Here is a 21,430-nt window from a genome sequence, read left to right as displayed (position 1 = left end):
GTCACATCCGCTCGGGCGCGCTGACGCCGAGCAGGTCGAGCCCGTTGCGCAGCACCTGACCGGTGGCGTCGTTGAGCCACAGGCGCGTGCGGTGCACCGCCTCCACCGGCTGGTCGCCGAGGGGGATGACGCGGCAGTTGTCGTACCAGCGGTGGTACAGCCCGGCGAGTTCCTCGAGGTAGCGGGCCACGCGGTGCGGCTCGCGCACCTCGGCCGCGAAGGCGACGGTACGCGGGAACTCCTGCAGCGCGCCCAGCAGCGCCGACTCCGTCTCGTGCACGAGCAGCTCCGGCGCGAACTCCGAGCGGTCGACGCCGGAGTCGGCGGCGTTGCGTGCGACGTTGTGCGTGCGGGCGTGCGCGTACTGCACGTAGAAGACCGGGTTGTCGTTGGTCCGCTTCTGCAGGATCTCCGGGTCCAGCGTGAGGGGCGAGTCCGCCGGGTAGCGTCCCAGCGAATACCGCAGGGCGTCGGTGCCCAGCCATTCGCGGAGGTCGTCGAGCTCGATGATGTTGCCGGCGCGCTTGGACAGGCGTGCGCCGTTGATCGAGACGAGCTGGCCGATCAGCACCTCGATGTCGGCGTCGGGGTCGTCACCGGCGGCGCCGGCGAGCGCCTTGAGGCGGTGCACGTAGCCGTGGTGGTCGGCTCCCAGGAGGTAGATCTTGTGCGCGAAGCCGCGGTCGCCCTTGTTGAGGTAGTACGCCGCGTCGGCGGCGAAGTAGGTGTACACCCCGTTGGCGCGGCGGATGACGCGGTCCTTGTCGTCGCCGAAGTCGGTCGTGCGCACCCACACCGCGCCGTCCTGGTCGAACACGTGCCCCTGCTCGCGCAGGCGGTCCACCGCCTCGTCGACGAGGCTCGGGCCGCCGTCCTCGGGCGCGGCGTGGAGCTCCCGCTCGGAGAACCACACGTCGAAGTGCACGTTGAACGCTTCCAGCGAGGCCTGGATCTCCCCGAGCTGGAACCGGTAGGCGAGGTCGCGCGCGAGGATCAGCTGCTCCTCGGCGGGGAGTTCGGCGAGGTCGGGCCGCGCGGCGAGCACCCGGCGGCCGAGCTCGTCGATGTAGGCGCCGGCATACCCGTCCTCCGGCGTGGGCGCACCCACCGCCGCGGCCAGCACGGATGCTCCGAACCGGTCCATCTGCGCGCCGGCGTCGTTGATGTAGAACTCGCGCACGAGCGTCGCGCCGCTGGCCAGCAGAAGGCGTGCGATCGCGTCGCCGAGGGCAGCCCACCGGGTGTGGCCGATGTGCAGGGGCCCGGTCGGGTTCGCGCTGACGAACTCGAGGTTGATGGTGTTCCCGCGCTGGGAGTCGTTGCTGCCGAAAGCCGCGCCGGCCTCGACGATCGTCTTGGCCAGCGCGCCGGCGGCTGCCGCTTCCAGGCGGATGTTGATGAAACCGGGACCGGCCACCTCGACGCTCGCGATGCCCTCGACGGCGGTGAGGGCATCGGCGACCTCGGCCGCCAGTTCCCTCGGGTTGGCGCCGGTCTTCTTGGCGAGCTTGAGGGCGGCGTTGGAGGCCCAGTCCCCGTGGTCGCGGTTCTTCGGCCGCTCCAGGGGCAGGTCGGCGGCGGTCAGGCCGGCGCTGGATCCTTCGCGTCGCGCCTCCGCGATGGGCGTCAGGACGGCGAGCAGGGCGGCGGAGAGGGCATCAGGATCCATAGCCATCTCATCCTAGGGTCGCGGCGCCGTGAGGCCACCGAGAGCAGGACCGGGCCGCGGGGGCGGAGCGAGCGGTCCGCCGGTCCCCCGACGGCGGACCGCTCATTTCCCCCCTCGATCACGAGGACCGATGACCACAGGCTGTCAGTGCACCCGCAACGCCAGCGCAAGACCAGCGCAAGAGTTCTTCAAGAATGCCCCGGCGCGCGTCAGGCGATCGACACGAGGGCGAGGTGGTCGTCCGGCTCGGTGGCTGCGTGGTCGGATGCCTCGGCCGTGACGCTCATCCGCTCGAGGACGACGTTCCCGCCGTGGTAGCTGAGGAAGGCGCAGTCGGCCGCATCCCGGCCGGTGGCGATGCGCACGAGCGACCGGCGGTCGGCCAGGCGGGTCGCGTCCACGGCGTACCAGCCGCCGTCCACGAACGCCTCCGCGACGGCGTGGAAGTCCATCGGCTCCAGCCCCGGCGCGTAGCAGGCGGCATATCGAGCGGGAACGTCCATCGCCCGCAGCAGGGCGATCACGGCGTGCGCATAGTCGCGGCACACCCCCTGCCCTGTCTGCAGCGTCGTGACGGCGCTGTCGGTGCCGAGACTGAGCCCGGGGGTGTAGGTGACCGACGCCGAGACGAAGGAGGACACCGCCGCCACGAGCGCGGCCCCCTCCAGTCCGCGGAACTGCCGGCGCGCCTGCGCGAACAGCTCGTCGGACTGGCAGTACCGGCTCGGCCGCAGGTACGTGATGGTCTCCAGTGCATCGCCGCCGCTGGACGCGGCACGCCCGGCCACCGTCGCGGAGTACCGCACTTTCAGGAGGCCGGCGTCGGCGGGAAAGCGATGCAGACGGCTGCCCGCACCATCCACCAGTTCGGCGGCGGTGTACTCCCGGTCGCCCTGCGTGAAGGCGAGGTGCTCGGTCAGCCCGGCGCCCCCGCGGGCGACGGCGATCTGGAAGATCAGGTCCACCGGCGCCCTCAGATCGAGGTCGAGTTCGGCGGTCATCAGGCGCAGCACCGAGCAATCCTCGCACGCGCGCAGCCACCGGCATCACGGCGTGGGAATCGCTGCCCGCCGGGGCGCCGGGATGGCTTAGGCTCTGCGCGTGAGCACCCCCGCCCCGCGCCGCCCGCGCCGCCCCCGGTGGCCGCTGGCCGTCCTCGCGGTCGCGGTGGCCGCACTGTGCGCGCTGGCGGCCTGGCGCCCGTGGGCGCCCACCGGCCCGGCGGTGTCGGCCGGTGCGGATGCCGCGTCCGTGGTGGCACCCGCAGCCCTCGCGCTGCCGGAGGATCCGCGCGTCCTGATCTTCGGGGATTCGTGGACCTACGGCTCGGCCGCATCCGACCCTACGCTCGGTTACGCATACGTGCTGGGACGCACTCTGGGCTGGGACACCGTCGTGGACGGCGTGCGCGGCAGCGGCTACCTCAAGCCCGGATGGGACGGCGGATCGTTCGGCGAGCGGATCGCGGCCCTCGACCCGGCGTCGGCTCCCGACCTCGTGATCGTGCAGGGGTCGATCAACGACCGCCGCCTCCCCGCCGACGGGTACCGGGATGCCGTCTCGGCCGGCTGGGACGCGCTGGCCGCGCGGTTCCCGGACGCCGCGATCGTGATCCTCGGGCCGGCACCGCAGGTGCTGCCCGTGGAGACGGCAACCGCCCGGATCGACGCGGACCTGGCCGCCCTCGCCGCCGCGCGCGGCTGGTGGTACATCTCCCCCATCACCGAGGAGTGGATCACCCCGGCCAACTACCTGTCGGTCATCGACACCGGCGACATCGGCCGGGATCACCCCTCGACGGCCGGGCATGCGTATCTTGCCGAGCGCGTGGCGAGCGCTGTGACGGCGATGTCCACCCCGGCCGACGTCGTCGCCGATGCTCCGGTGGATTCCACCTCGGACGGCGTGCTGGAGCCGGTCGGTCGCTGACGCGCCTCAGCCGGACTGCTGCATCCGGATCATGTTCCCGGCGGGATCGCGGAACGCGCAGTCGCGCAGGCCGTACGGCTGATCCGTGGGCTCCTGCACGACCTCCGCGCCGGCCTGCTCGAGTGCGGCGAAGGCCGCGTCCACGTCGGGCGTGGCCAGGTTGACCCCGAAATAGCTGCCCTTGGCGACCAGCTCCAGCAGGAGCCGCTGCTCCTCCTCGGTGAGTCCGGGCGCGGCAGTGGGTGGCTGCAGGACGATGGCGGTGTCGGGCTGGTCGGCCGGCCCGACGGTGATCCACCGCATCCCGCCGTAGCCCACGTCGCCGCGGACCTCGAAGCCCAGGACGTCGCGGTAGAACGCCAGGGAGGCGTCGGGATCGGTGTGCGGAAGGAACGAGGAGTGGATGGTGATGTCCATGCGCCTCACGCTAGGCCGACGCGGCCCCGGACGCTTCTCTATTCCTGACCGGTCGCGTGGCCTGCTTGGCGGTGCACGCCGGCATGCCTGCCGTGGCCTCCGCCGCGCTCTCACGGTAGACGCTCGGCGGCATGCCGACCAGTTCGCTGAAACGCGTGCTGAAGGAGCCGAGAGAGGAGCACCCCACCGCGAAGCACACGTCGGTGACGCTGAGGTCTCCGCGGCGCAGGAGCGCCATCGCCCGCTCGATGCGGCGGGTCATGAGGTACGCGTACGGCGACTCGCCGAACGCCGCGCGGAACTCGCGACTCAGGTGGCCCGCCGACATGTGCACGTCGCGGGCGAGGGACTCCACGCTCAGCGGCTGCGCGTACTCCCGGTCGATGCGGTCGCGCACGCGCCGCAGGAGCGCGAGGTCACGCACCCGCTCGGGAGAGAGGGCGACGCTCATGACACCGATGGTGCCAGAGCGGGGCGCGACGCGCGAGGCGTCAGGTCTGGCGGCGGATGTAGCGCATGAGCCACGCGATGACCCCGAGGATCAGGAGCACCGCGCCGACCCACAGGAGGAACTTTACCGCCTGGACGAAGATGCCCAGAAGCAGCAGAACGAGACCGACGAGGACAAGGACGACTGCGACTCCGACCATGCTTCCAGCGTGGCCGGTGCGCGCGCCGGGTCTCCAGGGGTTGACACCCGGCGGCCGACCGGACAGGGTCTACACCCGCGGCCCGGCCCGGGACAACCCCGCCCGCAGGTGCGGGTGCTCACCGTAGCGTCGGGGGGAAGGAGAGGAGCTCTCATGACGAACAACCCGCTGCCCCCCATCGTCCCGGGTGGGGAGGACTCCGCCGCGCAGGACGCCGACGTCGACGCCACCCGCACCGTCGAGGGCGACGAGGTGCTGGACGAGGACGTCAACGACGACCTCGTCAACAGCGCCGACGCCGACGCGATCGCCGCCGACCAGGACGGAGCGGCCTCATGAGCACGCCCGAGCAGGAGAACCCCGGCTCGGCGGAGCCCACGACGCCCTCGGGTGAGGGCGCGCCCACGGGCGACGACGCCCCCACCGGCGGCGATGAGCGCACCGAGGACGAACTCGACGCCGACAACGCCGTCGAGGAGGACATGCTGCGCTCCTTCGATCCGGGCGCACCGTCAGCCTGACGCCCGTGCGGGCTCGGCGCGCGCCGCGCCCGTCCCGGTATCGCTGAGGATCACCAGTTCGCGAGTCGCTCGCGCCATGGCGACGTACCGGTCGACCGCGCCGGTGACACCGGCCGGCCACGTCTCGGGCGCCACCACGATGACGAGGTCGAACTCGAGCCCCTTGACCGCTTCCGCACGCAACGACCGCACCCGCACCGAGTCGGGGAAGGTGGCGTCGCCGATCACGCACGCCGTTCCCTCGGGGTGCTCCCCGAGCCACTCGCGGACGATCCGGTCGCGTTCGGCGACGGCGGCCCGACGCACCGGGATGCCGCTGCGTCGCACCGACACCGGAATGACGGCGTCGGGGACGGCCGAGCGGATCGCGGTCTCCGCCTCGGCCATGATCTCCGCCGGCGTCCGGTAGTTGATCCGCAGCCGCTCCTCGCGGACGCGGGTGAGGCCGATCCTGGCCAGGCGCTGCGTCCACGACTCGGAGAACCCGTGCCGGGCCTGCGCGCGGTCGCCGACGATCGTGAAGCTCCGTGACGGGCAGCGGGCCAGGAGCATGAGCCACTGCGCGTCGGTGAGCTCCTGCGCCTCGTCCACGACGACATGGGCGAAGGGGCCGGCGAGCGTATCGCGGTGCTCGAGTGGCTCCTCGTCCTCGCGCCCCGACAGGCTGTACTGGGCGTCCTCGCCGCGCAGCATCGTCATGAGCTTCAGGTCGCTGTCATCCGCCGCGATCAGATCGTCTACGACACGGGATCGCTCGTCGCGTTCGGCTGCCACCTCCGCGGCGCGGCGTCGTCTGCGCGCAGCGGCGTCGGGGTCACCCAGACGCCGGCGGGCGGCATCCAGCAACGGCAGGTCATCCGCCGTCCATGCCTCCGGGTCGGTGCGGCGCAGCAGTTCGAGCTCCGCGGCGCCGAGCTCCGGCGCGCACCGCCGCAGCAGGGCCGGCACGCTCCACAGGCTCGAGACGACGAAGCCCGGGTCCAGGAGCGGCCATGCGCGGGAGAACACGCGTACGAGCTGTTCGTCGCGGGCGAGGAAGCGCCGCAGCATCCGCTCGGGGACCTCGTCGGTCTCCACGCGCGCGAGGACGGTCTCCACGAGGGCGTCCCACACCTGCTCGCGGGCCTCGTTGTGCGGCGTCCCCGGTTCGGCGGCGGCGAAGGCGTCCGCCCAGTCGGTGGGCGTGAGCACCACCTGTGCGGCGGGCGTGTCCACCACCAGCGCAGTCCCGGGAGGCTCTTCGAACACCCGCACGGCCGCCTCGACGGCACGGACGAGGGTCGCCGACGCCTTCAGGCGCGAGACCTCCGGATCGCTCTCCTCGCGCGCGTACGCGCCCTCGGGGACCAGGTCGCGGACGGTGCAGGTCAGCACGCCGTCCTCCCCCAGGCTCGGCAGCACGTCCGCCACGTAGGCGAGGTAGGGCTCGTGCGGGCCGACGAAGAGCACGCCGCCGCGGCCGGGCGCCAGCCGCGGATCGGCGTACAGCAGGTAGGCGGCGCGGTGCAGCGCGACGACGGTCTTGCCCGTGCCGGGGCCGCCGTCCACGACGAGCGCGCCGTCGGAGGGCGCTCGGATGATCGCGTCCTGATCGGCCTGGAGGGTCGACAGCACATCACGCATGCGCGGCGTGCGCGCCGCGCCGAGGCCCGCGAGGAAGGCGGACTCCTCGTCCAGGGCGGCGTGCCGCGCCTCGGCGTCCTCCGCGCCGAACACCTCGTCCCAGTAGTCGTCGACCCGCCCGCCCAGCCAGCGGTAGCGGCGGCGGCTGTGCAATCCGAGCGGATGGGCATGCGTCGCAGCGAAGAACGGCTCCGCCGCCGGGCTGCGCCAATCGATCAGCAGCTGCCGTCCGTCGCCGTCGGTTAGGCCGAAGCGGCCGATGTACTCCGGTTCGGGGTCGCCGGTGCGCACGATCCGTCCCAGGGCGAGGTCCGGTCCGTACCGACTCAACGTGCGCAGACGTGCGCTCACGCGGTGGATCTCGAGGTCGCGCTCCAACACGGCCTGACCGCTGCCTCCCGGCTGGCGGCGGAGGGCGTCGCGGCGAGCCGAGAGGGCCGCGACCGTGGTGTCCAGGTGCGCGGCGATGGCGGCGAAGCGCCGTTCGTCATCGGCGATCAAATGCGGGTCGGCCTTGGCCGACCGCGACGCGGGCAGGGCGAAAGCAGTGGGGGTCACGGGTGCTCCAGCATCCTGGCTGCCCCGGGGCGGGCAGGCAGGGCAACGAGTCTCGACCCCCAAGGGGGTCTTGCCGCAAGCCCCGGCCCCCGCGATATCCTGGACGTGGCGGGAACGACAGGTCAGACCCGGCTCACCGCAGACCCGTGACCGTCAGCCCGAGCCACTCCCCCAGCTCGGCGATCTCCGCCCGTATCATCTCGTCCTCCTCCGGCTCGAAGGGGAGGAACTCGTGCACGGCGTTGACTCGCAGGACGTCCTGCGCACGGTCCACTTCCGCGTCCAGCATCCCCACGAAGCGGTCGCCGAGCAGGATCGGGTGCGCGAAGTAGCCGTACCGGCGCTGCGGCTTCGGCTTGAACTGCTCGAGCACGTACGCGAATCCGAACACGTCGCGCAGCCTCGGGCGATCGAACAGCACACTGTCGTAGGGGTTGAGCAGCGCCGCCCGCCCCCCGGCATCCTCCTCCAGTGCGGCCACCGCCTCCGGGTCGACGCGCCACTTCGAGCGCAGGCCCTCGATCACGGCCGGCTCGCCGGCGTCGCCGACACGCGTCCACGGCGACTTCTCCCTGGCCAGGCCCGCCGCCTGCAGGCGCCGCTCGTGGCGCAGGTGCTCCGCCTCCTCATCGGAGTACTGCGGCAGATCGGAGGGGTACACGCGCTCGGCGAGATCCCACCGGCGGTGCCGGCCCTCCCGTCCGCTGACGGCGACGACGCCCTGGCGCATCAGGAACTCCAGCATGTGCGGCACGGAGCGCGAGCCGGACCATCCGTCCGGCGCCTTGGCCACCTGTGCGGTGTCGGGGATCTGGGTGCTCAGCAGCGGCCCCTCCGCCCGCAGCCGGGCGATCACGTCCGTGCGGAAGCGGTCGTTGGCCTCGAGCCATTGCCTACTGCTGTCGCGCCGGGGCCACGTGCGCATCTCTGGGAGCAGGAGGGGCAGCGCGCTCATCGGCTGGAATGTGCCGTCGAACTCGAACAGAAGCCGGTCGGATTCGACCGCCTTGCGCAGCTGTCCGCTTTCGTACGACCATCCGATCCGTGACCACAGCACGGTGTGCTCGCACGGCGCGATCGTCGCGGTGGGGTCGATGCCGATGTACCCGAGCTGTTCGGCCACTTCCACGACGTCGCCGGGCCGCTCGGCATCCAGCAGCTGGGCGCGCACGATGATGCGCCGGGCCTGGTCGAGCGTGAGGCGGTGCGTCACACCCCCACGCTAGCGCCGGGGTGTGACACGCCGCGGCATCAGTAGCGCGCCGAGAACGCGCCGTCGGCGTGCAGCAGCTGTCCCGACACCCACCGGCCGGCCTCGGAGACGAGGAACGCGACGACCTCGGCGATGTCGGCGGGGGTGCCGAGCCTGCCCAGAGGCTGCGCGGCCGTCAGCGCCGCGCGCGTGTCGTCGTCCATCCAGCCGGTGTCGATGGGGCCGGGGTTCAGGACGTTCGCCGAGATGCCGAGGGGGCCGAGTTCGCGGGCCGCCGAGATCACGATGCGATCCAGAGCGCCTTTGGACGCCCCGTACGGGAGGTTGCCGGTCGTGTGGTCGCTGGTCAGGGCCACCACGGCGCCTCCGGAGGGCGGCACCTGACGGGCGAACGCGGCCACGAGCAGGAGGCTCGCGCGGGCGTTGACGGCGACGTGCCGGTCGAAGCTCTCCGCCGTGGTGTCGAGGACCCCCGACTCGACGTCGTGCGCGTGACTGAGGATCAGCGCGCTGATCGGGCCGTGCACGCGGCCCACCTCACGCATGAGTGCCGGCGGGCCCTCCGCCGTGGCGAGATCGCACGGGACGTCGCCGGAGTCGAGGTCGCTCGTGACGACGCGCCACCCGTCCGCGCGGAGCCTGGGAGCGATCCCCTCGGCGATGCCACCGGTGCGGGCGATGCCGGTGATCAGGGCGGTGCGCATCGTGTCAGGCTAACGCGGGCGCCCGCCCGGCGGCGCGACGCGCGCCGCCGGGGAGGTCCGTCAGTAGTCTTCGGGGGCGAGGTCGCCCTCCCCCTCCTCGCCGAGGTCGGCGATCTCCGGGTCCAGGCCCTGCGTCTCGGGCTGCTGCCAGTCGGCCACCCGGTCTTCGGCCGGGATCTCGTCCGTGTCGCTGGGGATCTGGGCGGGATCGTCCCCCGTCGCGGTGGCCGGGTGGAGGTCTTCCGGCGACGCGCCTTCATCCAGCGCGATCGTCTCCTCCCACTCCGCCTGGGCCGGATCGGCCGCCGGGTCCGGTTCGATCGAGGTGTCTCCGTCACGCAGCGGCTGGATGCCGGCCTCCTCCGTCTCGGCGATGGAATCGCGGTTCGTGTCGCTCATCGTTGCTCCTCTCGGTTCCCTCCATCGAACGCCGTCGTCGCCGGGGCAAGGGGGCCCTTGACAGGGAGGGCTCCCGCCGTCCGTGTCAACCCCACTGAAGAAATCGCCGGCATGTTGTCGCATCGAAGGGTCAGAAATCCACGAACGAGGAGGTCGCGCATGAGCCAGCCCGCGCAGCAGCAACCGGTGCCCGGATCCGATCAGGTGATGGACCCCAAGCCCGACTACGGGCAGGACAGCTATCGCGGCTCCGGCCGACTGGAGGGGAAGGTCGCGCTCATCACGGGTGGTGACAGCGGCATCGGCAAGGCCGTCGCCCTGGCGTACGCCCGCGAGGGTGCGGACGTGGCGATCAGCTATCTCGACGAGCACGAGGATGCCGCGGAGGCCAAGGCCTTCGTCGAGGAGGCCGGCCGCAAGGCGATCCTCCTGCCCGGGGACATCTCCAATCCCGCCCACTGCCGGGAGCTCGTGGCACGCACGGTCGAGGAGCTGGGGGGTTTGGACATCCTGGTCAGCAATGCCGCGTTCCAGATGGATCATCCGACGCTGGAAGAGGTCACCGACGAGGAGTGGGACTACACGTGGGCGACGAACGTCAGCGCGTTCTTCCACCTCGTGAAGGCGGCGCTGCCCCACCTCAAGCCGGGCGCGTCGATCATCGGGTCGTCCTCGGTGAACTCCGACCAGCCTTCACCGACGCTGCTGCCGTACGCGGCGACGAAGGCCGCGATCGCGAACATGACCGCCTCCCTCGCGCAGCTCCTGGCCGAGCGAGGGATCCGTGCCAACAGCGTCGCGCCGGGTCCGGTGTGGACTCCGCTCATTCCGGCGACGATGCCGCCGGACAAGGTCGAGAGCTTCGGCCAGCAGGTGCCCATGAAGCGCGCTGGGCAACCATCCGAACTCGCACCCGTCTACGTCCTGCTCGCCTCGGATGAGGCCAGCTACGTCTCGGGGGCGCGGATCGCGGTGACCGGGGGCAACCCGATCCTGTGAGACCGGGTCGGTGGCGGGTCGTCGAGGTCTCGCCACCGACCCCTCGTTCATCTCGCGACTGCGCGATTCACCATCGGCAACGGGTCCGCGTCGAGGCCCGGCTTGTGGGTCATCTCGTAGATCGCCGCCTGAGTCCGGCGCTGCACGTGCAGCTTCGCCAGCAGAGCGGAGACGTAGTTCTTCACGGTCTTCTCCGCCAGGCCCAACTGCTCGCCGATCTGCCGGTTGCTCATGCCCGAGGCGATCAGCCGCAGCACCTGCCGCTCTCGCGTGGTCAAGTGCGGATCCCGATCAGGATCACCGCCGGGCGCCCTGGTCGCTTCCGGCTCGGGCCTGGGCGACACGGCGATGCGCGCGGCGACCTGCTCCCCGCGTGCCACCCGTCGGATCACGTCGAGCAGGATGCGGGCCTGCACATCGTCCGGCAGGTAGCCGTGGGCTCCGGCGGCCGCCGCATCCCCGCGCACCTCCTCACGGCCGGGTCGGCCGAGTATGAGGCAGCGGGCGCGGCGGTTCTTCGCGCGGATGCTGCGGGCGAGCTCGATCCCGTTGCCGTCGGGAAGGACGGCGTCGACGATGACCACATCGGGGAGGCTCACCGCGATCCGGCGGGCGCTCTCATGCACCGATCCGGACTCGCCGACGACCACCAGGTCGCGCGCCGCACCGATGAGATCTCGTAAGCCTCGTCGGAATATCTCGTGGGAATGAATCAGGAAAATCCTGATGAGGACCGATTCTTGGCCGGCAGTACGCTGCCGGACCACCGCAGGCGCGGTTACCGATTCTCCGAACATGGGGGCACCTCCCGTCCAGGTCCAGACACCATAAGCACCTCAGCACCGATTGCAAGAGGGGCTTGCGGAAGTTGCCCGGAAGGGAGCGGATCGCGGGCCCGGGACTTTATGCCCTACCGGGGGTTTGTTCGGAGCAATTCACTGGAACCGACCCCCGGAGGCGCCATGGACGAGCACATTCGCAGGTGTCCTCACACGCCGACGAGGCCACCGCCGCGGATCCTCCGCGTAGGTCCCCGCCGCCGACGAAAGGCCGCTCCGTGACCTCTCTAAGACCCTTCCCTCTGCGCCCGCGGCGGCGCGGACGATCCGCGAGAGCTGGCCTGGGAGCGGCGTTGGCGACACTGACCGTGGCGCTCCTCGCTCTCGGCGGGGCCGCCTATGCGCACGTGCCCGACGAAGGGACCCCCATCGCCGAGTCCCCCGACGGACCGGCCACCGACATCGAGCTCGTCTCGACCGGAAGCGGCCGCAGCGTCGCCGGCGCGTACCCGCCCAGCGTGATCACACAGGACCCCGCAGCGGCCTATCCCGCGGCACCGCCGGCGGATTACACACCGCACAACGCGTTCGCCGGCCTCCTCAACGCCGTCAGCGTGTCCGACCCGAGCCAGACCGCCGAGGTGTTTTGCATCGACATCCGGACGCCGACGGGGCCGGGCCTCGGTTACGAGAACGGCACGTGGGACGAGTCCACCGTTCCGAACCTCGGACAGGTCACGTACATCCTCAACAACTTCTATCCGGCCGTGCCGGACGCACCGGCCAGCGCGACCACGGCAGGTGATCGCGCCGCGGCGGTTCAGGCCGCCATCTGGTATTTCACCGACGGCTTCGTTCTCAACGCCGATTCCCCCGTGCGCGCGGCGACGGCGGAGGTCATCGCCGCCACGCAGGCGGTCGGTCCGCTCGACGAGCCGCAGCCACCGGCCGTCTCCATCACCCCGTCGTCCGACGTCGCGGGGGCGGGAACCCTCGCCGGACCGTTCACAGTGATCACCGACGCCGCGTCGGTCACCCTCTCCGTGCCCGACGGCTACACGATGTACTCGGATGCCGCGGGATCGGCGGTGCTTCCCAATCCGTACACGACGACATCGGGGACGCAGGTCTGGGTGGGCAGCGACACGCAAGCCGTCGACGAGACCGTCCTCTCGGCGCGGGCGGTGGTGACCGTCCAGAGCGGCCAGGTGTACCTGTACGACGGCCTTTCTCCGGGCATCACCGAGGCACAGTCCGTGATCCTCGCCGACACCGCCGAGCTCGACGCCACCGCGCAGGCCACCGCGCAGTTCGTCCCGGCCGCCTCCCTCACCGTCGACAAGACGTTCGCCGGCGACGGCGCCGGTGAGCAAAGCGCGGTCCAGCTCGTCATCGACTGCGGCGACGGTGAGTCCCGCGTCGCCGACATCCCGGCAGGGGTGAGCACGACGCAGACATTCACCTTCGAGGGCATCCCCGTGGGGGCCACATGCGTGGTCACCGAGCCCACGACCGGCGAAAACCCGGCGGCGGCGGTGACCACCGATGCCCCGCAGAGCGTAGCGATTCCCGAGGCAGGCGCCACGGCGACGGTCACGAATACCGTGACACGGCGTGCGGATGTGCCCGGAGTTCTCCCGGCGAGGCCCGGAGTTCTCCCGGCGACGGGCACGGAGACTCCGTTGCCGCTCTTGTGGGGTGGCCTCGCGGGGTTGCTCGGGGGCGCCCTGCTGGTGACGGCGAGCCGGTTCCGACGTCATCCGCCGGTCCCCCCTCACCAATGAAAGGCCACCCCGTGACCGACTCGCGCCCTCGTCTTCGATCCCGGAACCGCCGCAGACGTCTCCCCGCGTCCGTCCTCTGGGCGGCGGCCGCGCTGGCCGCGCTCACCTTCGTCCTCCTCTGGGCCGGCGGGTCCACCCAAGCGAGGCTCACCGAGGAGTCTCCCATCATCGAATCGCCGGACGGACCGAACACCGATATCGAGGTGACCGGCGTCGGAGCCGGAGCGAGGTTGACGGGAGGGTATCCGGCCAACCCGACGCCGCAGGACCCGACGGCGCCCTACCCCGCTGCACCCCCCGCGGAATACACCCAGGGCGGCGGCTTCACCGCGCTGATCAACACCGCGAGCGTGACGGATCCTGCACTGACCGCGGAGATGTACTGCATCGACATCCGCGTCGGGACCCAGATCGGCGGCGGTTACGAGAACGGAACGTGGGACGAATCGAACGTCCAGAACCTCGGGTACGTCACCTACATTCTGAACAACTTCTACCCCGCGGTCCCCGGCGAACCGGCGGGTCTGTCCGAAGGCGAACAGGCCGCCGCCGTGCAATCGGCCATCTGGTACTTCACGGACGGCTTCATCCTGAACGCAGGTTTGCCGATACGGGCAGCGACGGCAGGAATCATCGCGGCCGCGCAGCTCAACGGCCCTGTGACCGAGCCGCCTCCCCCGGCGGTGTCCATCACTCCGCCCGCTGCCGCCGCGCCGGTGGGGTCGGCGGCCGGCCCGTTCACCGTGGCAACGGACGCGCCCAGCGTGACCCTCTCCGTGCCCGACGGGTACACGATGTACGGCGACGCGGCGGCCACCGCTCCTCTCCCCAACCCCTATACGACCACCTCGGGGGCCCAGGTGTGGGTGGGCAGCGGAACCGACGCGGTAGACGAGACGCTGCTGAGCGCTCGAGCGGTCGTGACAGTCCAGCGCGGGCGGGTGTACCTCTATGACGGTCTGGCACCGGGCGTCGATGAGTTGCAAAAACTCATCCTCGCCGAAACCGCCACGTTGGAGGCCACCGCCCAAGCGCCTGCCCAGTTCTTCGCGGCGGCCAGTCTGACCGTCAACAAGGCTTTCACGGGCGCCGGAGTGGGCCAACAAGGGGCAAGTCAGCTGACCGTCGATTGCGGTGACGGCGTGGCGCGGGTGGCGGACATCCCGCAGGGCGCATCCACGACCCAGGTCTTCACCTTCCCGGGCATCGCCGTCGGAGCGACCTGCGTCATCGCTGAGCCCGCGACCGGTGCGACGTCCATGGTGGATGTGACGACCGACGCGCCACAGGAGGTCGTCATCCCCGAGACGGGGGCAACGGCGACGATCACCAACACGGTGACGCGCCGCGCAGAGGTGCCCGGGGTGCTCCCGGCCACGGGAGCGGAGACTCCCGCGCCTCTCCTCTGGGCCGGCGCCGGCGGCCTCGTGGTCGGCTCGCTGCTGGTCCTCGCCAGCCTGACGCGGCGCAGGAGCGCCGCGGCCACCCCGCGGTGACCCGGGACTCGGTGACGCGCGACGGAGCGGCTGAGCACCGTCCCGGCGCCCCGCGCTGCACGGGGTGTGGATGTCACGCCGATACGCTGGCAGCGGAGGCATACGCATGAACGAAACGATCCTGGTCGGCATGAACGACTCCCCGGCGGCACGCCGCGCAGCGGAATGGGCAGCGCAACGCGCGTCGGACCGCGGCGACCGCCTGGTGCTGATGTCGGTCGTCGGCGGGGCCCTGGGCGTCGTCGGCGAGGGAGCCGTGCTCGATGACGCCGTCGCCGTCACCCGCGAGCACCTCGAACGCGCGGCCGCCGAACTGGGGGCCGCTGAGGTGCGGGTCACCCGCGGCAAGCCCGTCGAGCAGCTGCTCGCCGCATCCGAGAACGCCGATCTCCTCGTCATCGGCAGCGACTACCGGGGGACGGGTTCACGGGTGGCCCGTGGCCCGCACGGTGTGCGGATCGCCGCGGCGTCGTCGTGCCCCGTGGTGGTCGTGCCGCAGTCGGATCTGTCCGGCCGGACCGGCGTGGTGGTCGGAGTGGACGGATCGGACCTGTCCGAGGCCGCGATCCGATTCGCCGCCGCCGAAGCCGACCGCCAGGGTGAGCCGCTCATCGCCGTCACCGCCTGGATGCCGGTCACCGCTCCCCTGGGTGTCATCACCTACCCCGACGACTACCGCGAGAACGCGCAGCGCCTGGCGGAGGAAGCTCTGGGGCTGTCGCTCGCCGGCCTCGCACAGGACTATCCCGACCTGCAGGTGCGCCGCATCGTCGAACCCGGCGACCCCGCCACCCTGCTGAACCAGGTGGCGGCAGAAGCGCGGCTCGCCGTCGTCGGGTCACGCGGCCGCGGGGCGGTCGCCCGGTTCCTGCTCGGGTCCACCAGCCACGACGTCCTGCTCACCCTCGCCACCGCCACCGCCGTCGTGCGCTGACCGGCACCCCCGGCCGGGCGGTCTCCCAGGCGCCCGCCGTTACTGTCGAGGAATGCCTATCTGGTGGGAACGCGTCCGACATCTGCTGTCGATGTCGGCGCTGGACCACTCCGCCCTCCCCGACCTGCGGCACCTCGCCTCCACGCGCGTGCGGGTGAAGGGCACCCAGTACCGCGTGCACGATCCCGAGCGCGGGCTGGCCGGCGACCGGCTCTATGTCCTCCGCCGCGAGCCGGGGAACCGGCGGGATCCGTCGGCCATCGCGGTGTACGCCGAGGGCCGCAGCATCGGATACGTCTCGACGGTGCGTGCCGAGCGGATGGCGCCGTTGCTGGATCAGCTGGGCGGGGCGGCGCTGGTCAACGGCGTCGGGGCCGACGCCGACAGCATCCGCCTGTGGGTCGACCTTCCGGAGGAAGACGCGCTGCGCGGCTTCGTCCGCTCCTATGAGCCCGTCTGACCGTTCACCCGGCGGGGTGGGGTGCGCTCTCCCTGCGCCCGCCGCCCATGGCCGCGTGGATGCGCCGGTCGAGGTCGTCCGATTCAGCGAGGAGATCGGTGGCCGCCCATACCCTGCCGCGTTTGCGCCCGGTGACCTCGTGGATGACGCCGGCTGACACGAGCCGCTCCACCGCCTGATACGCGCGGGCCCGTCCGGCGCCGCAGTGCCGCTCGAGTTCGGCGGCGCCCATTGCCGGGTGCTCCGCGAACGCCGACAGGAGCGCTGCCGCGGCCGAGCCCCGACGAGGTTTCACCGCAGCCCGCCATTCGTCGGGGAGCGCCTTCACGCGCGCTGCGGTGATGCGGGACTCGGTGGCGGCCACACGCGCGCACGTGGCCACCAGGACGATGATCGGGGAGGGGTCACCGTCGCGGAACGCCACGAGCGACTCCATGTACTCCTCCTGTCTGGCCGCCAGTCCACAGGCCAGCGGCACCACGGCGTGGCTGCTCACTCCTCGCCGACGAAGGGAGGCGACCAGAAGGGCGCGCCCGATGCGGCCGTTGCCGCCGGCGAACGGGCGGATGGAGGCGAACTGGGCGTGCGCGATCGCGGCCTGGACGATCACGGGGACGTCGTCGCGGTTGAGGAAGGCCACGAGGTCGTCCAGGAGCGCGGGGACGCGATCGGGGGCCGGTGGGACATATAGCGCGTCGGCGGCCGATCCGGTCGCGGTGTCGGTCCGTCTCATCCCACCTGGGTCCGGAGTCGCCTCGGCACCCACGAGGAGAGCGTGGGCGGACCGCAGGTCGTCCACTGTGAAGGCGCCGCGCGCGTCGACCCCGTCGAGCAGGCCGGCCAGGGCAGAACCGGTGGCGACCATTCCCCTGGCATTGTCGATCCCACCCAGGCCCGCGACCGCCTGCGCGTACTCGGCGCCCTCCGCACGGATCCCGTCGATGCGCGCGGACGCGGCCGACTCGCACCGGATCATGAACGGCGCCAGCGCCCCGCGCGACCCGGCAGCGTCGGCATCCGCCTGCGCAACCGCGATGAGTGCGGACTCGCACGTCCCGACGGTGCGCAACGACGGCGCGTAATCCAGCTCGGCGATGCTCGGCGGGAGCGCCGCCCCGTCGTCGTCGAATCGGTGCGCAGGCCAGACTTCCACGGAATCACCGAACGAGTTCACGCTCGCTACTCTCGCACGTTGTTCCCGCTTGGCGAAGCCAGCCGAGACCAGACCCGGCCGCGCAGCGGCGCGGTCAGGGCTCCGGGACGGGCACCAGCGCGATGGGTGTGCCGGGGCTCAGGTACAGGTAGGTCGGCTGGGGTTCACCGTCGCCGATGCTCACCTGCAGCCAGTGGCCCGCGCCGGCAAGCAGGCTCTCGATCTCGTTCTGCAGGTCGTCGAGCTCACGACCACTGACCGAGTAATCGCGGCCGCCGTACACGATGTCAATCCGCTTCATCCTGCGATCCTGTCTCCGCGCGAGGGGGTGGTGGCTCGGGAACCACGTACAGCCCCTCCGGACTGTTCGCGGTATAGCTCAAGGCATCCAGCCATGCCCGGTTGAGGGCGGGCCGCCGACTGCCGTGGTACTTGTAGACGATCACCGACCGGGGATGCACCCAGATGGAGGTGCGGCCGTCCCCCACGCTCGGGTCGTCGCGCCACGAGAAGACGAAGGACTCCCCGCGCCGCAGCTTCGCGGTGATGACGACCTGCAGATGCGCGAGCAGCCGGTCTTCGAAGTCGACGCGCAATTGTTGCTCGAACAGGAGCTTACCCATGGCTCGCCTCCGCGGCCTCTCGTCGGAATGCGGCCACGTCTACAGCTCCTCGTCGAACCGAGGCCGCGGGTCACCCGATCGGTCTTCGGGCTGCACGGCCGGCGGATCGAGCAGCGCTGCCGTCGCGTGCCGCATGTTTACGACGATTTCTTCGTTCCCGGGGACCTCCAACCCGGAGTTCGTGGACTCGACGAGGATCGGGGTGCTGGCGCTGAGCAGGAAGGTGGCCTCCACCTCGTTGCCGTGGAGATCGATCGCCCGCAGCGTCACGGTCTCGGTCGTGTCGGCGAGCGCGAGGGCCCGCGCGTATTCCACGAGGGCGTCGGCGGCATCGTCTCCCATCAGGTGGGCCTTCTCGGCGTACGTCACATGCTTCACGTCTGCACCGTCGCCCGCTGCGCCGGATGGATCCAGGCCCTTGACATCCCAGACCGGATGCCGACACCCGTTGGGGAGGGTCAGGCGTACCGGAGCCAGTCGTAATCCGAGAGACCCAGGGGCTCGAAGGGCTCCGGCGACATGCGGTGAGTGGTCAGGCGCGTCGCGCGTTCCCGCAGCCGGGTGCTGGTGGCGGGATCCGTCAACTCCGAGCCGTCGGTCTCCGCATCCACCGCGTGGACTTGTACGAGCCACCCGACCGACATGCGCAGACGCGTCGAGCCGCCGTCTCCGGCGATCGGGATGTCCACCACGTCCGTTGCGCGTTCGTCGGCGAGTGCCTGAGCGTACTCCCGAACCGCGTCCGCGATCTCGTCGCCGGTCAGATATGAACCCAGTGCCGTGATGAGGATCTTCATCGTGCCGTCCCGTCCGTGCCGCTATGGCGAGCGCCGGGGTCCGGGGCGGTCGACCTTGAGTCGACAGACGTCGCACGCGAGCGGACCCGGAGCTCAGAGGGCGCTGCGATCCAGGCGGAGCTCGCGGTCCACGATGCGGGTGGCGACCACGCTGAGGGGCAGCTGGTGGCGGCGAGCGTACTGGCGGATGACATCGAACGCGTCGCCGATCGACACCCCCGTCGTGTAAGAGACGACGCCCTTGGCCTGCTCGATCCGGACCCGGCTGTTCAGGGCGTGCTGAAGCTGCTGGGTGAGAAGCTCCGATTCCCGCAGCGAGCGCTCGTGGAGGATCCCGATCGTCGCGACGTCGGCGAACGCCCGAGCAGCCATCTGGGGGGACTCGTCCAGCAGGCCCTCCTCCGTGTTGAGCAGATTCAACGTGCCGATGGTCGTCTCCCGCAGCCGCAGGGGCACCGCGTACACGGAGTTGAACCCCTGGGCCAGCGCCTCCGCCCGGAACCCCGACCACTCCACCGGCGCGTCGGCGATGGCGGGCACGGAGACGGGCGCACCCGTGCGGAAGCACTCGATGCACGGGCCGGCCTCTGCCCCGAGCTGCATGACCTCCACGAGACGGCTCGCCTCGCTGGTGGAGACGATCAGCTCCAGCTCTCCCGTCTCGTCGGCGAGCAGGATCCCTGCCGCAGAGATGCCCAGGACGTCGCGGCACGCGTCCACGAGGGTCTGCAGCAGATCGACGATGTCGTAATCGTCGACGAGCGTGTCCGCCAGAGTGGTGAGGATGCCCAGGAGCCGGGAGTCGAAGGTCGTTTCGCTCATTCGATCGCCTCGATATCGCCGTCCACGCTGCGGAAGTTCAGGCACCCCGCCACGACGTCGGCGGCGACGTCGGACACCGGCCGGTTCCGGGCGAACGCGTGCCCCTGGACCACCAGGCCGGCCTCCTCCGCGGTGACGTCCAGCTGCGCCAGGACGATTCCGGTGGCCTGATGCACCACGCGCCGTGAATACCGGCTGCCCGCCGTGTCGGTGGCGCCGGCAGTGTCGACGGCCTCCTGCAGCAGCTGCCGTCCGATGACTCGTGCCATCGCCGCGGCCTGGCGGGACTGATCCGGGGTCAGTTCCGTCCGCTCCTGCGCATAGAGGTCGACCGCGCCCAGGCGCAGCGAGCCCACAGCCAGAGGGAACGCGAAGATCGACGCCACCGGCACCTTGCGCGCCGCCTCCGCGAAAGCCGGCCAGCGCCGGCGGCCCTCGACGGGCAGATCCGGGACGGCTACGGGCCCACCTAGACGCAAGGCGTCCCAGCACGGGCCCTCGCCAAGATCGAACTGGAGTTCGTCCAGCTTCTCGGCATCCGCGTCCGTCGCCGAGACGATCTCACTGCCGAGGACGTCCCCCAACGTCGAGACGGACGCACCGGTCACGGGAAACACCTTCAGGAAGGGCGCACTGAATCGCTCGCGCTCCACTCCGGGCCGTTCCAGCACCAGCATCGCCTCGGCGAACGAGTCGTCCAATCCGACCTCCGACATCGCCCCATGATCCCGGGGCTCTCTTCGAGCGTAACCGAGCCGGTTCGCGCGCTCCAGGCAGCACCGTCCGGCCGGGTCAGGAGCCGCCGTCGTCGCCGTGCTGCAAGCGGATCCGCCGCCCTTCCTCGATGTCCTTCTCCTCCTTCTCGGCGGCCTTGTCGCTCTTGCGGGTGTCGCGGGGAGGGAGCTGGATGTCACGCTCGGCCGCCACGCCCGCCTGAAGCTGCCGGCCACGCTCGAGCTCGGCATCCACCTCCGCGCCGAAGAGGATCGCGAGGTTGGCGATCCACAACCACAGCAGGAAGATGATCACACCGGCGAGAGACCCGTAGGTGCGGTCGTAGTTGGAGAAGTTCGAGACGTAGAAGAAGAACCCGGCCGTCGCGATGGCCAGCACGACGATCGCGATGATCGCCCCCACGCTGATCCACTGGAACTTCGGCTGCTTGGCGTTGGGGGCCCCGTAGTACAGGATCGCGAGGGCGAGGACGACGATGACCAGGAGTACGGGCCACTTGGCGATCTGCCACACCGTCACGGCCACATCCCCCAGCCCGATCGCGCTGCCGAGCGCTTCGGCGATCGGCCCCGAGACCACGAGGATCAAGGCGGCGAGGGTGACGAGGACGACGAGGATGACCGTCAGCAGCAGCTGGATGGGCTTGAGCTTCCAGAAGGGACGCCCCTCCTCGATCTCGTAGATGCGGTTCATCGCACGGCTGAAGGCGCCCACATAGCCCGAGGCCGACCAGATCGCCAGCACGATTCCGCTGACCAGGGCGAAGCCCGCCCCGGGGGCCGACGCGAGCTGCTCGATCGGTCCGCGCAGCGTGTCGGCCGTCCCGCCGGGAGCGACCTGGTCGACGATCTCGAGGACGGCCTTCGCGGACTCGCCGCCCTGCCCGAACACGCCCAGGAGCGAGAAGACGGCGATCAGCCCGGGGAACAGCGCGAGCACACCGAAGTAGGTCAACGCGGCGGCGATGTCCAGGCACTGGTCGGAGGAGAACTCGCGGACGGACTTGACGAGGACGTACTTCCACGAGCGCTTCGTGAGATCAGCGGGCGAATCGGGCTTGGCATCGCTCTCGGGCTCGGGGCGGGATGTGGTCTTCTCCGACATGACGATCCTCTCGGAGTCCGGGGGCATTCTGACGTACTTCAGGTCTACGACGAGCGAGGCC

At 71.0% G+C, this 21,430-nt stretch carries 26 protein-coding genes; 8 read left to right on the top strand and 18 right to left on the bottom strand.

What is annotated here, in order from left to right:
- Position 1 precedes the first annotated feature (1 nt).
- Positions 2-1,669: an arginine--tRNA ligase gene (argS, locus tag E4K62_RS05620; RefSeq protein ID WP_135064662.1), complete on the bottom strand. Its 1,668-nt coding sequence runs from the start codon at positions 1,667-1,669 to the stop codon at positions 2-4.
- A 209-nt stretch (positions 1,670-1,878) separates the two neighbouring features.
- Entirely contained in the window at positions 1,879-2,682 is an 804-nt protein-coding gene (locus E4K62_RS05615) for a transglutaminase-like domain-containing protein (RefSeq protein ID WP_135064659.1), read from the bottom strand.
- 88 nt (positions 2,683-2,770) lie between these two features.
- Here E4K62_RS05615 and E4K62_RS05610 point away from each other — a divergent pair, with 88 nt between their 5' ends.
- Positions 2,771-3,598: an SGNH/GDSL hydrolase family protein gene (locus E4K62_RS05610; protein ID WP_240742831.1), complete on the top strand. Its 828-nt coding sequence runs from the start codon at positions 2,771-2,773 to the stop codon at positions 3,596-3,598.
- A gap of 6 nt (positions 3,599-3,604) precedes the next feature.
- Here E4K62_RS05610 and E4K62_RS05605 read toward each other — a convergent pair whose 3' ends face one another.
- Genes E4K62_RS05605 through E4K62_RS05595 form a run of 3 tightly spaced genes read right to left on the bottom strand, consistent with a single transcriptional unit; the run spans position 3,605 to position 4,665 of the window.
- Positions 3,605-4,015 carry a VOC family protein gene (locus tag E4K62_RS05605; RefSeq protein ID WP_135064656.1) on the bottom strand — a complete coding sequence of 137 codons (411 nt, stop codon included), beginning with the start codon at positions 4,013-4,015 and terminating at the stop codon, positions 3,605-3,607.
- Positions 4,016-4,025: 10 nt separating this feature from the next.
- Positions 4,026-4,466, bottom strand: a complete 441-nt coding sequence (locus E4K62_RS05600) for a helix-turn-helix transcriptional regulator (RefSeq protein ID WP_135064653.1) — start codon at positions 4,464-4,466, stop codon at positions 4,026-4,028.
- A gap of 40 nt (positions 4,467-4,506) precedes the next feature.
- Positions 4,507-4,665, bottom strand: coding sequence for a hypothetical protein (locus tag E4K62_RS05595; RefSeq protein WP_135064650.1), 159 nt, complete (start codon positions 4,663-4,665; stop codon positions 4,507-4,509).
- Positions 4,666-4,818: 153 nt separating this feature from the next.
- Here E4K62_RS05595 and E4K62_RS05590 point away from each other — a divergent pair, with 153 nt between their 5' ends.
- Together E4K62_RS05590 and E4K62_RS05585 are read left to right on the top strand one after the other, a co-directional pair.
- Positions 4,819-5,004: a hypothetical protein gene (locus E4K62_RS05590; protein ID WP_135064647.1), complete on the top strand. Its 186-nt coding sequence runs from the start codon at positions 4,819-4,821 to the stop codon at positions 5,002-5,004.
- On the top strand, positions 5,001-5,186 hold the full coding sequence (locus E4K62_RS05585; protein WP_135064644.1) for a hypothetical protein: 186 nt from the start codon (positions 5,001-5,003) through the stop codon (positions 5,184-5,186). The genes E4K62_RS05590 and E4K62_RS05585 overlap by 4 nt, the downstream gene beginning before the upstream one ends.
- Here E4K62_RS05585 and helR read toward each other — a convergent pair.
- From helR to E4K62_RS05565, 4 genes are all read right to left on the bottom strand, one after another.
- Positions 5,178-7,367 carry an RNA polymerase recycling motor ATPase HelR gene (gene helR, locus E4K62_RS05580; RefSeq protein ID WP_205805886.1) on the bottom strand — a complete coding sequence of 730 codons (2,190 nt, stop codon included), beginning with the start codon at positions 7,365-7,367 and terminating at the stop codon, positions 5,178-5,180. The two genes, E4K62_RS05585 and helR, sit on opposite strands and share 9 nt — an antisense overlap.
- Positions 7,368-7,500: 133 nt before the next feature.
- The gene (locus E4K62_RS05575) at positions 7,501-8,580 is read right to left on the bottom strand and encodes a DNA glycosylase AlkZ-like family protein (protein WP_135064638.1); all 1,080 of its coding nucleotides are present in this window, start codon (positions 8,578-8,580) and stop codon (positions 7,501-7,503) included.
- Between the two features lie 38 nt (positions 8,581-8,618).
- Positions 8,619-9,284: an SDR family oxidoreductase gene (locus tag E4K62_RS05570; RefSeq protein WP_135064635.1), complete on the bottom strand. Its 666-nt coding sequence runs from the start codon at positions 9,282-9,284 to the stop codon at positions 8,619-8,621.
- 60 nt (positions 9,285-9,344) lie between these two features.
- Positions 9,345-9,683, bottom strand: a complete 339-nt coding sequence (locus E4K62_RS05565; protein WP_135064632.1) for a sugar ABC transporter ATPase — start codon at positions 9,681-9,683, stop codon at positions 9,345-9,347.
- A 159-nt stretch (positions 9,684-9,842) separates the two neighbouring features.
- Between E4K62_RS05565 and E4K62_RS05560 the strand changes: the two genes are divergently transcribed.
- Positions 9,843-10,682: an SDR family oxidoreductase gene (locus tag E4K62_RS05560; protein WP_135064629.1), complete on the top strand. Its 840-nt coding sequence runs from the start codon at positions 9,843-9,845 to the stop codon at positions 10,680-10,682.
- A 47-nt stretch (positions 10,683-10,729) separates the two neighbouring features.
- Here the strand turns inward: E4K62_RS05560 and E4K62_RS05555 are convergent, their stop codons facing one another.
- Positions 10,730-11,479, bottom strand: coding sequence for a LuxR C-terminal-related transcriptional regulator (locus E4K62_RS05555; protein WP_135064626.1), 750 nt, complete (start codon positions 11,477-11,479; stop codon positions 10,730-10,732).
- A gap of 335 nt (positions 11,480-11,814) precedes the next feature.
- Between E4K62_RS05555 and E4K62_RS05550 the strand changes: the two genes are divergently transcribed.
- The 4 genes from E4K62_RS05550 (at position 11,815) to E4K62_RS05535 (ending at position 16,135) form a co-directional block, all read left to right on the top strand.
- Positions 11,815-13,245, top strand: coding sequence for a thioester domain-containing protein (locus E4K62_RS05550; protein WP_135064622.1), 1,431 nt, complete (start codon positions 11,815-11,817; stop codon positions 13,243-13,245).
- An 11-nt stretch (positions 13,246-13,256) separates the two neighbouring features.
- Positions 13,257-14,741 carry a thioester domain-containing protein gene (locus tag E4K62_RS05545; RefSeq protein ID WP_135064619.1) on the top strand — a complete coding sequence of 495 codons (1,485 nt, stop codon included), beginning with the start codon at positions 13,257-13,259 and terminating at the stop codon, positions 14,739-14,741.
- Between the two features lie 106 nt (positions 14,742-14,847).
- The gene (locus E4K62_RS05540) at positions 14,848-15,675 is read left to right on the top strand and encodes a universal stress protein (RefSeq protein ID WP_135064616.1); all 828 of its coding nucleotides are present in this window, start codon (positions 14,848-14,850) and stop codon (positions 15,673-15,675) included.
- A 52-nt stretch (positions 15,676-15,727) separates the two neighbouring features.
- Positions 15,728-16,135, top strand: a complete 408-nt coding sequence (locus E4K62_RS05535) for an HIRAN domain-containing protein (RefSeq protein WP_135064613.1) — start codon at positions 15,728-15,730, stop codon at positions 16,133-16,135.
- Positions 16,136-16,139: 4 nt separating this feature from the next.
- Here E4K62_RS05535 and E4K62_RS05530 read toward each other — a convergent pair whose 3' ends face one another.
- The 8 genes from E4K62_RS05530 to E4K62_RS05495 form a co-directional block, all read right to left on the bottom strand.
- A complete protein-coding gene (locus E4K62_RS05530) occupies positions 16,140-17,309 on the bottom strand; it encodes a Fic family protein (protein ID WP_240742830.1) in 1,170 nt (389 codons plus the stop codon).
- Between the two features lie 73 nt (positions 17,310-17,382).
- Positions 17,383-17,589 (bottom strand): hypothetical protein, encoded by a 207-nt coding sequence (locus E4K62_RS05525; protein ID WP_135064607.1) that lies wholly within the window; start codon positions 17,587-17,589, stop codon positions 17,383-17,385.
- Positions 17,576-17,911 carry a DUF7882 family protein gene (locus tag E4K62_RS05520; protein WP_135064603.1) on the bottom strand — a complete coding sequence of 112 codons (336 nt, stop codon included), beginning with the start codon at positions 17,909-17,911 and terminating at the stop codon, positions 17,576-17,578. The genes E4K62_RS05525 and E4K62_RS05520 overlap by 14 nt, the downstream gene beginning before the upstream one ends.
- Before the next feature lie 39 nt (positions 17,912-17,950).
- Positions 17,951-18,289: a hypothetical protein gene (locus E4K62_RS05515; RefSeq protein ID WP_135064598.1), complete on the bottom strand. Its 339-nt coding sequence runs from the start codon at positions 18,287-18,289 to the stop codon at positions 17,951-17,953.
- Positions 18,290-18,369: 80 nt separating this feature from the next.
- Positions 18,370-18,708 (bottom strand): hypothetical protein, encoded by a 339-nt coding sequence (locus tag E4K62_RS05510; RefSeq protein ID WP_135064595.1) that lies wholly within the window; start codon positions 18,706-18,708, stop codon positions 18,370-18,372.
- Between the two features lie 93 nt (positions 18,709-18,801).
- Entirely contained in the window at positions 18,802-19,530 is a 729-nt protein-coding gene (locus E4K62_RS05505; RefSeq protein ID WP_135064592.1) for a GAF and ANTAR domain-containing protein, read from the bottom strand.
- A complete protein-coding gene (locus tag E4K62_RS05500; RefSeq protein ID WP_240742829.1) occupies positions 19,527-20,246 on the bottom strand; it encodes a GAF and ANTAR domain-containing protein in 720 nt (239 codons plus the stop codon). The genes E4K62_RS05505 and E4K62_RS05500 overlap by 4 nt, the downstream gene beginning before the upstream one ends.
- Positions 20,247-20,322: 76 nt before the next feature.
- Complete coding sequence (locus E4K62_RS05495; RefSeq protein ID WP_135064589.1) at positions 20,323-21,369, bottom strand: YihY/virulence factor BrkB family protein; 1,047 nt, start codon at positions 21,367-21,369, stop codon at positions 20,323-20,325.
- Between the last annotated feature and the right edge of the window lie 61 nt (positions 21,370-21,430).

It is taken from the genome of Microbacterium wangchenii, from assembly GCF_004564355.1.
Classification (GTDB): domain Bacteria; phylum Actinomycetota; class Actinomycetes; order Actinomycetales; family Microbacteriaceae; genus Microbacterium; species Microbacterium wangchenii.
The sequence above is the reverse complement of the archived record's forward strand: the minus strand, read 5'-3'. Positions and strand labels throughout refer to the sequence as shown.

Excerpts from the sequence above, each read along its gene's own strand:
- argS (WP_135064662.1), bottom strand. The coding sequence starts at position 1,669 with ATGGATCCTGATGCCCTCTCCGCCGCCCTGCTCGCCGTCCTGACGCCC.
- E4K62_RS05605 (WP_135064656.1), bottom strand. The coding sequence starts at position 4,015 with ATGGACATCACCATCCACTCCTCGTTCCTTCCGCACACCGATCCCGAC.
- E4K62_RS05600 (WP_135064653.1), bottom strand. The coding sequence starts at position 4,466 with ATGAGCGTCGCCCTCTCTCCCGAGCGGGTGCGTGACCTCGCGCTCCTG.
- E4K62_RS05595 (WP_135064650.1), bottom strand. The coding sequence starts at position 4,665 with ATGGTCGGAGTCGCAGTCGTCCTTGTCCTCGTCGGTCTCGTTCTGCTG.
- E4K62_RS05590 (WP_135064647.1), top strand. The coding sequence starts at position 4,819 with ATGACGAACAACCCGCTGCCCCCCATCGTCCCGGGTGGGGAGGACTCC.
- E4K62_RS05585 (WP_135064644.1), top strand. The coding sequence starts at position 5,001 with ATGAGCACGCCCGAGCAGGAGAACCCCGGCTCGGCGGAGCCCACGACG.
- E4K62_RS05570 (WP_135064635.1), bottom strand. The coding sequence starts at position 9,284 with ATGCGCACCGCCCTGATCACCGGCATCGCCCGCACCGGTGGCATCGCC.
- E4K62_RS05565 (WP_135064632.1), bottom strand. The coding sequence starts at position 9,683 with ATGAGCGACACGAACCGCGATTCCATCGCCGAGACGGAGGAGGCCGGC.
- E4K62_RS05560 (WP_135064629.1), top strand. The coding sequence starts at position 9,843 with ATGAGCCAGCCCGCGCAGCAGCAACCGGTGCCCGGATCCGATCAGGTG.
- E4K62_RS05555 (WP_135064626.1), bottom strand. The coding sequence starts at position 11,479 with ATGTTCGGAGAATCGGTAACCGCGCCTGCGGTGGTCCGGCAGCGTACT.
- E4K62_RS05540 (WP_135064616.1), top strand. The coding sequence starts at position 14,848 with ATGAACGAAACGATCCTGGTCGGCATGAACGACTCCCCGGCGGCACGC.
- E4K62_RS05535 (WP_135064613.1), top strand. The coding sequence starts at position 15,728 with ATGCCTATCTGGTGGGAACGCGTCCGACATCTGCTGTCGATGTCGGCG.
- E4K62_RS05525 (WP_135064607.1), bottom strand. The coding sequence starts at position 17,589 with ATGAAGCGGATTGACATCGTGTACGGCGGCCGCGATTACTCGGTCAGT.
- E4K62_RS05520 (WP_135064603.1), bottom strand. The coding sequence starts at position 17,911 with ATGGGTAAGCTCCTGTTCGAGCAACAATTGCGCGTCGACTTCGAAGAC.
- E4K62_RS05510 (WP_135064595.1), bottom strand. The coding sequence starts at position 18,708 with ATGAAGATCCTCATCACGGCACTGGGTTCATATCTGACCGGCGACGAG.
- E4K62_RS05505 (WP_135064592.1), bottom strand. The coding sequence starts at position 19,530 with ATGAGCGAAACGACCTTCGACTCCCGGCTCCTGGGCATCCTCACCACT.
- E4K62_RS05500 (WP_240742829.1), bottom strand. The coding sequence starts at position 20,246 with ATGTCGGAGGTCGGATTGGACGACTCGTTCGCCGAGGCGATGCTGGTG.
- E4K62_RS05495 (WP_135064589.1), bottom strand. The coding sequence starts at position 21,369 with ATGTCGGAGAAGACCACATCCCGCCCCGAGCCCGAGAGCGATGCCAAG.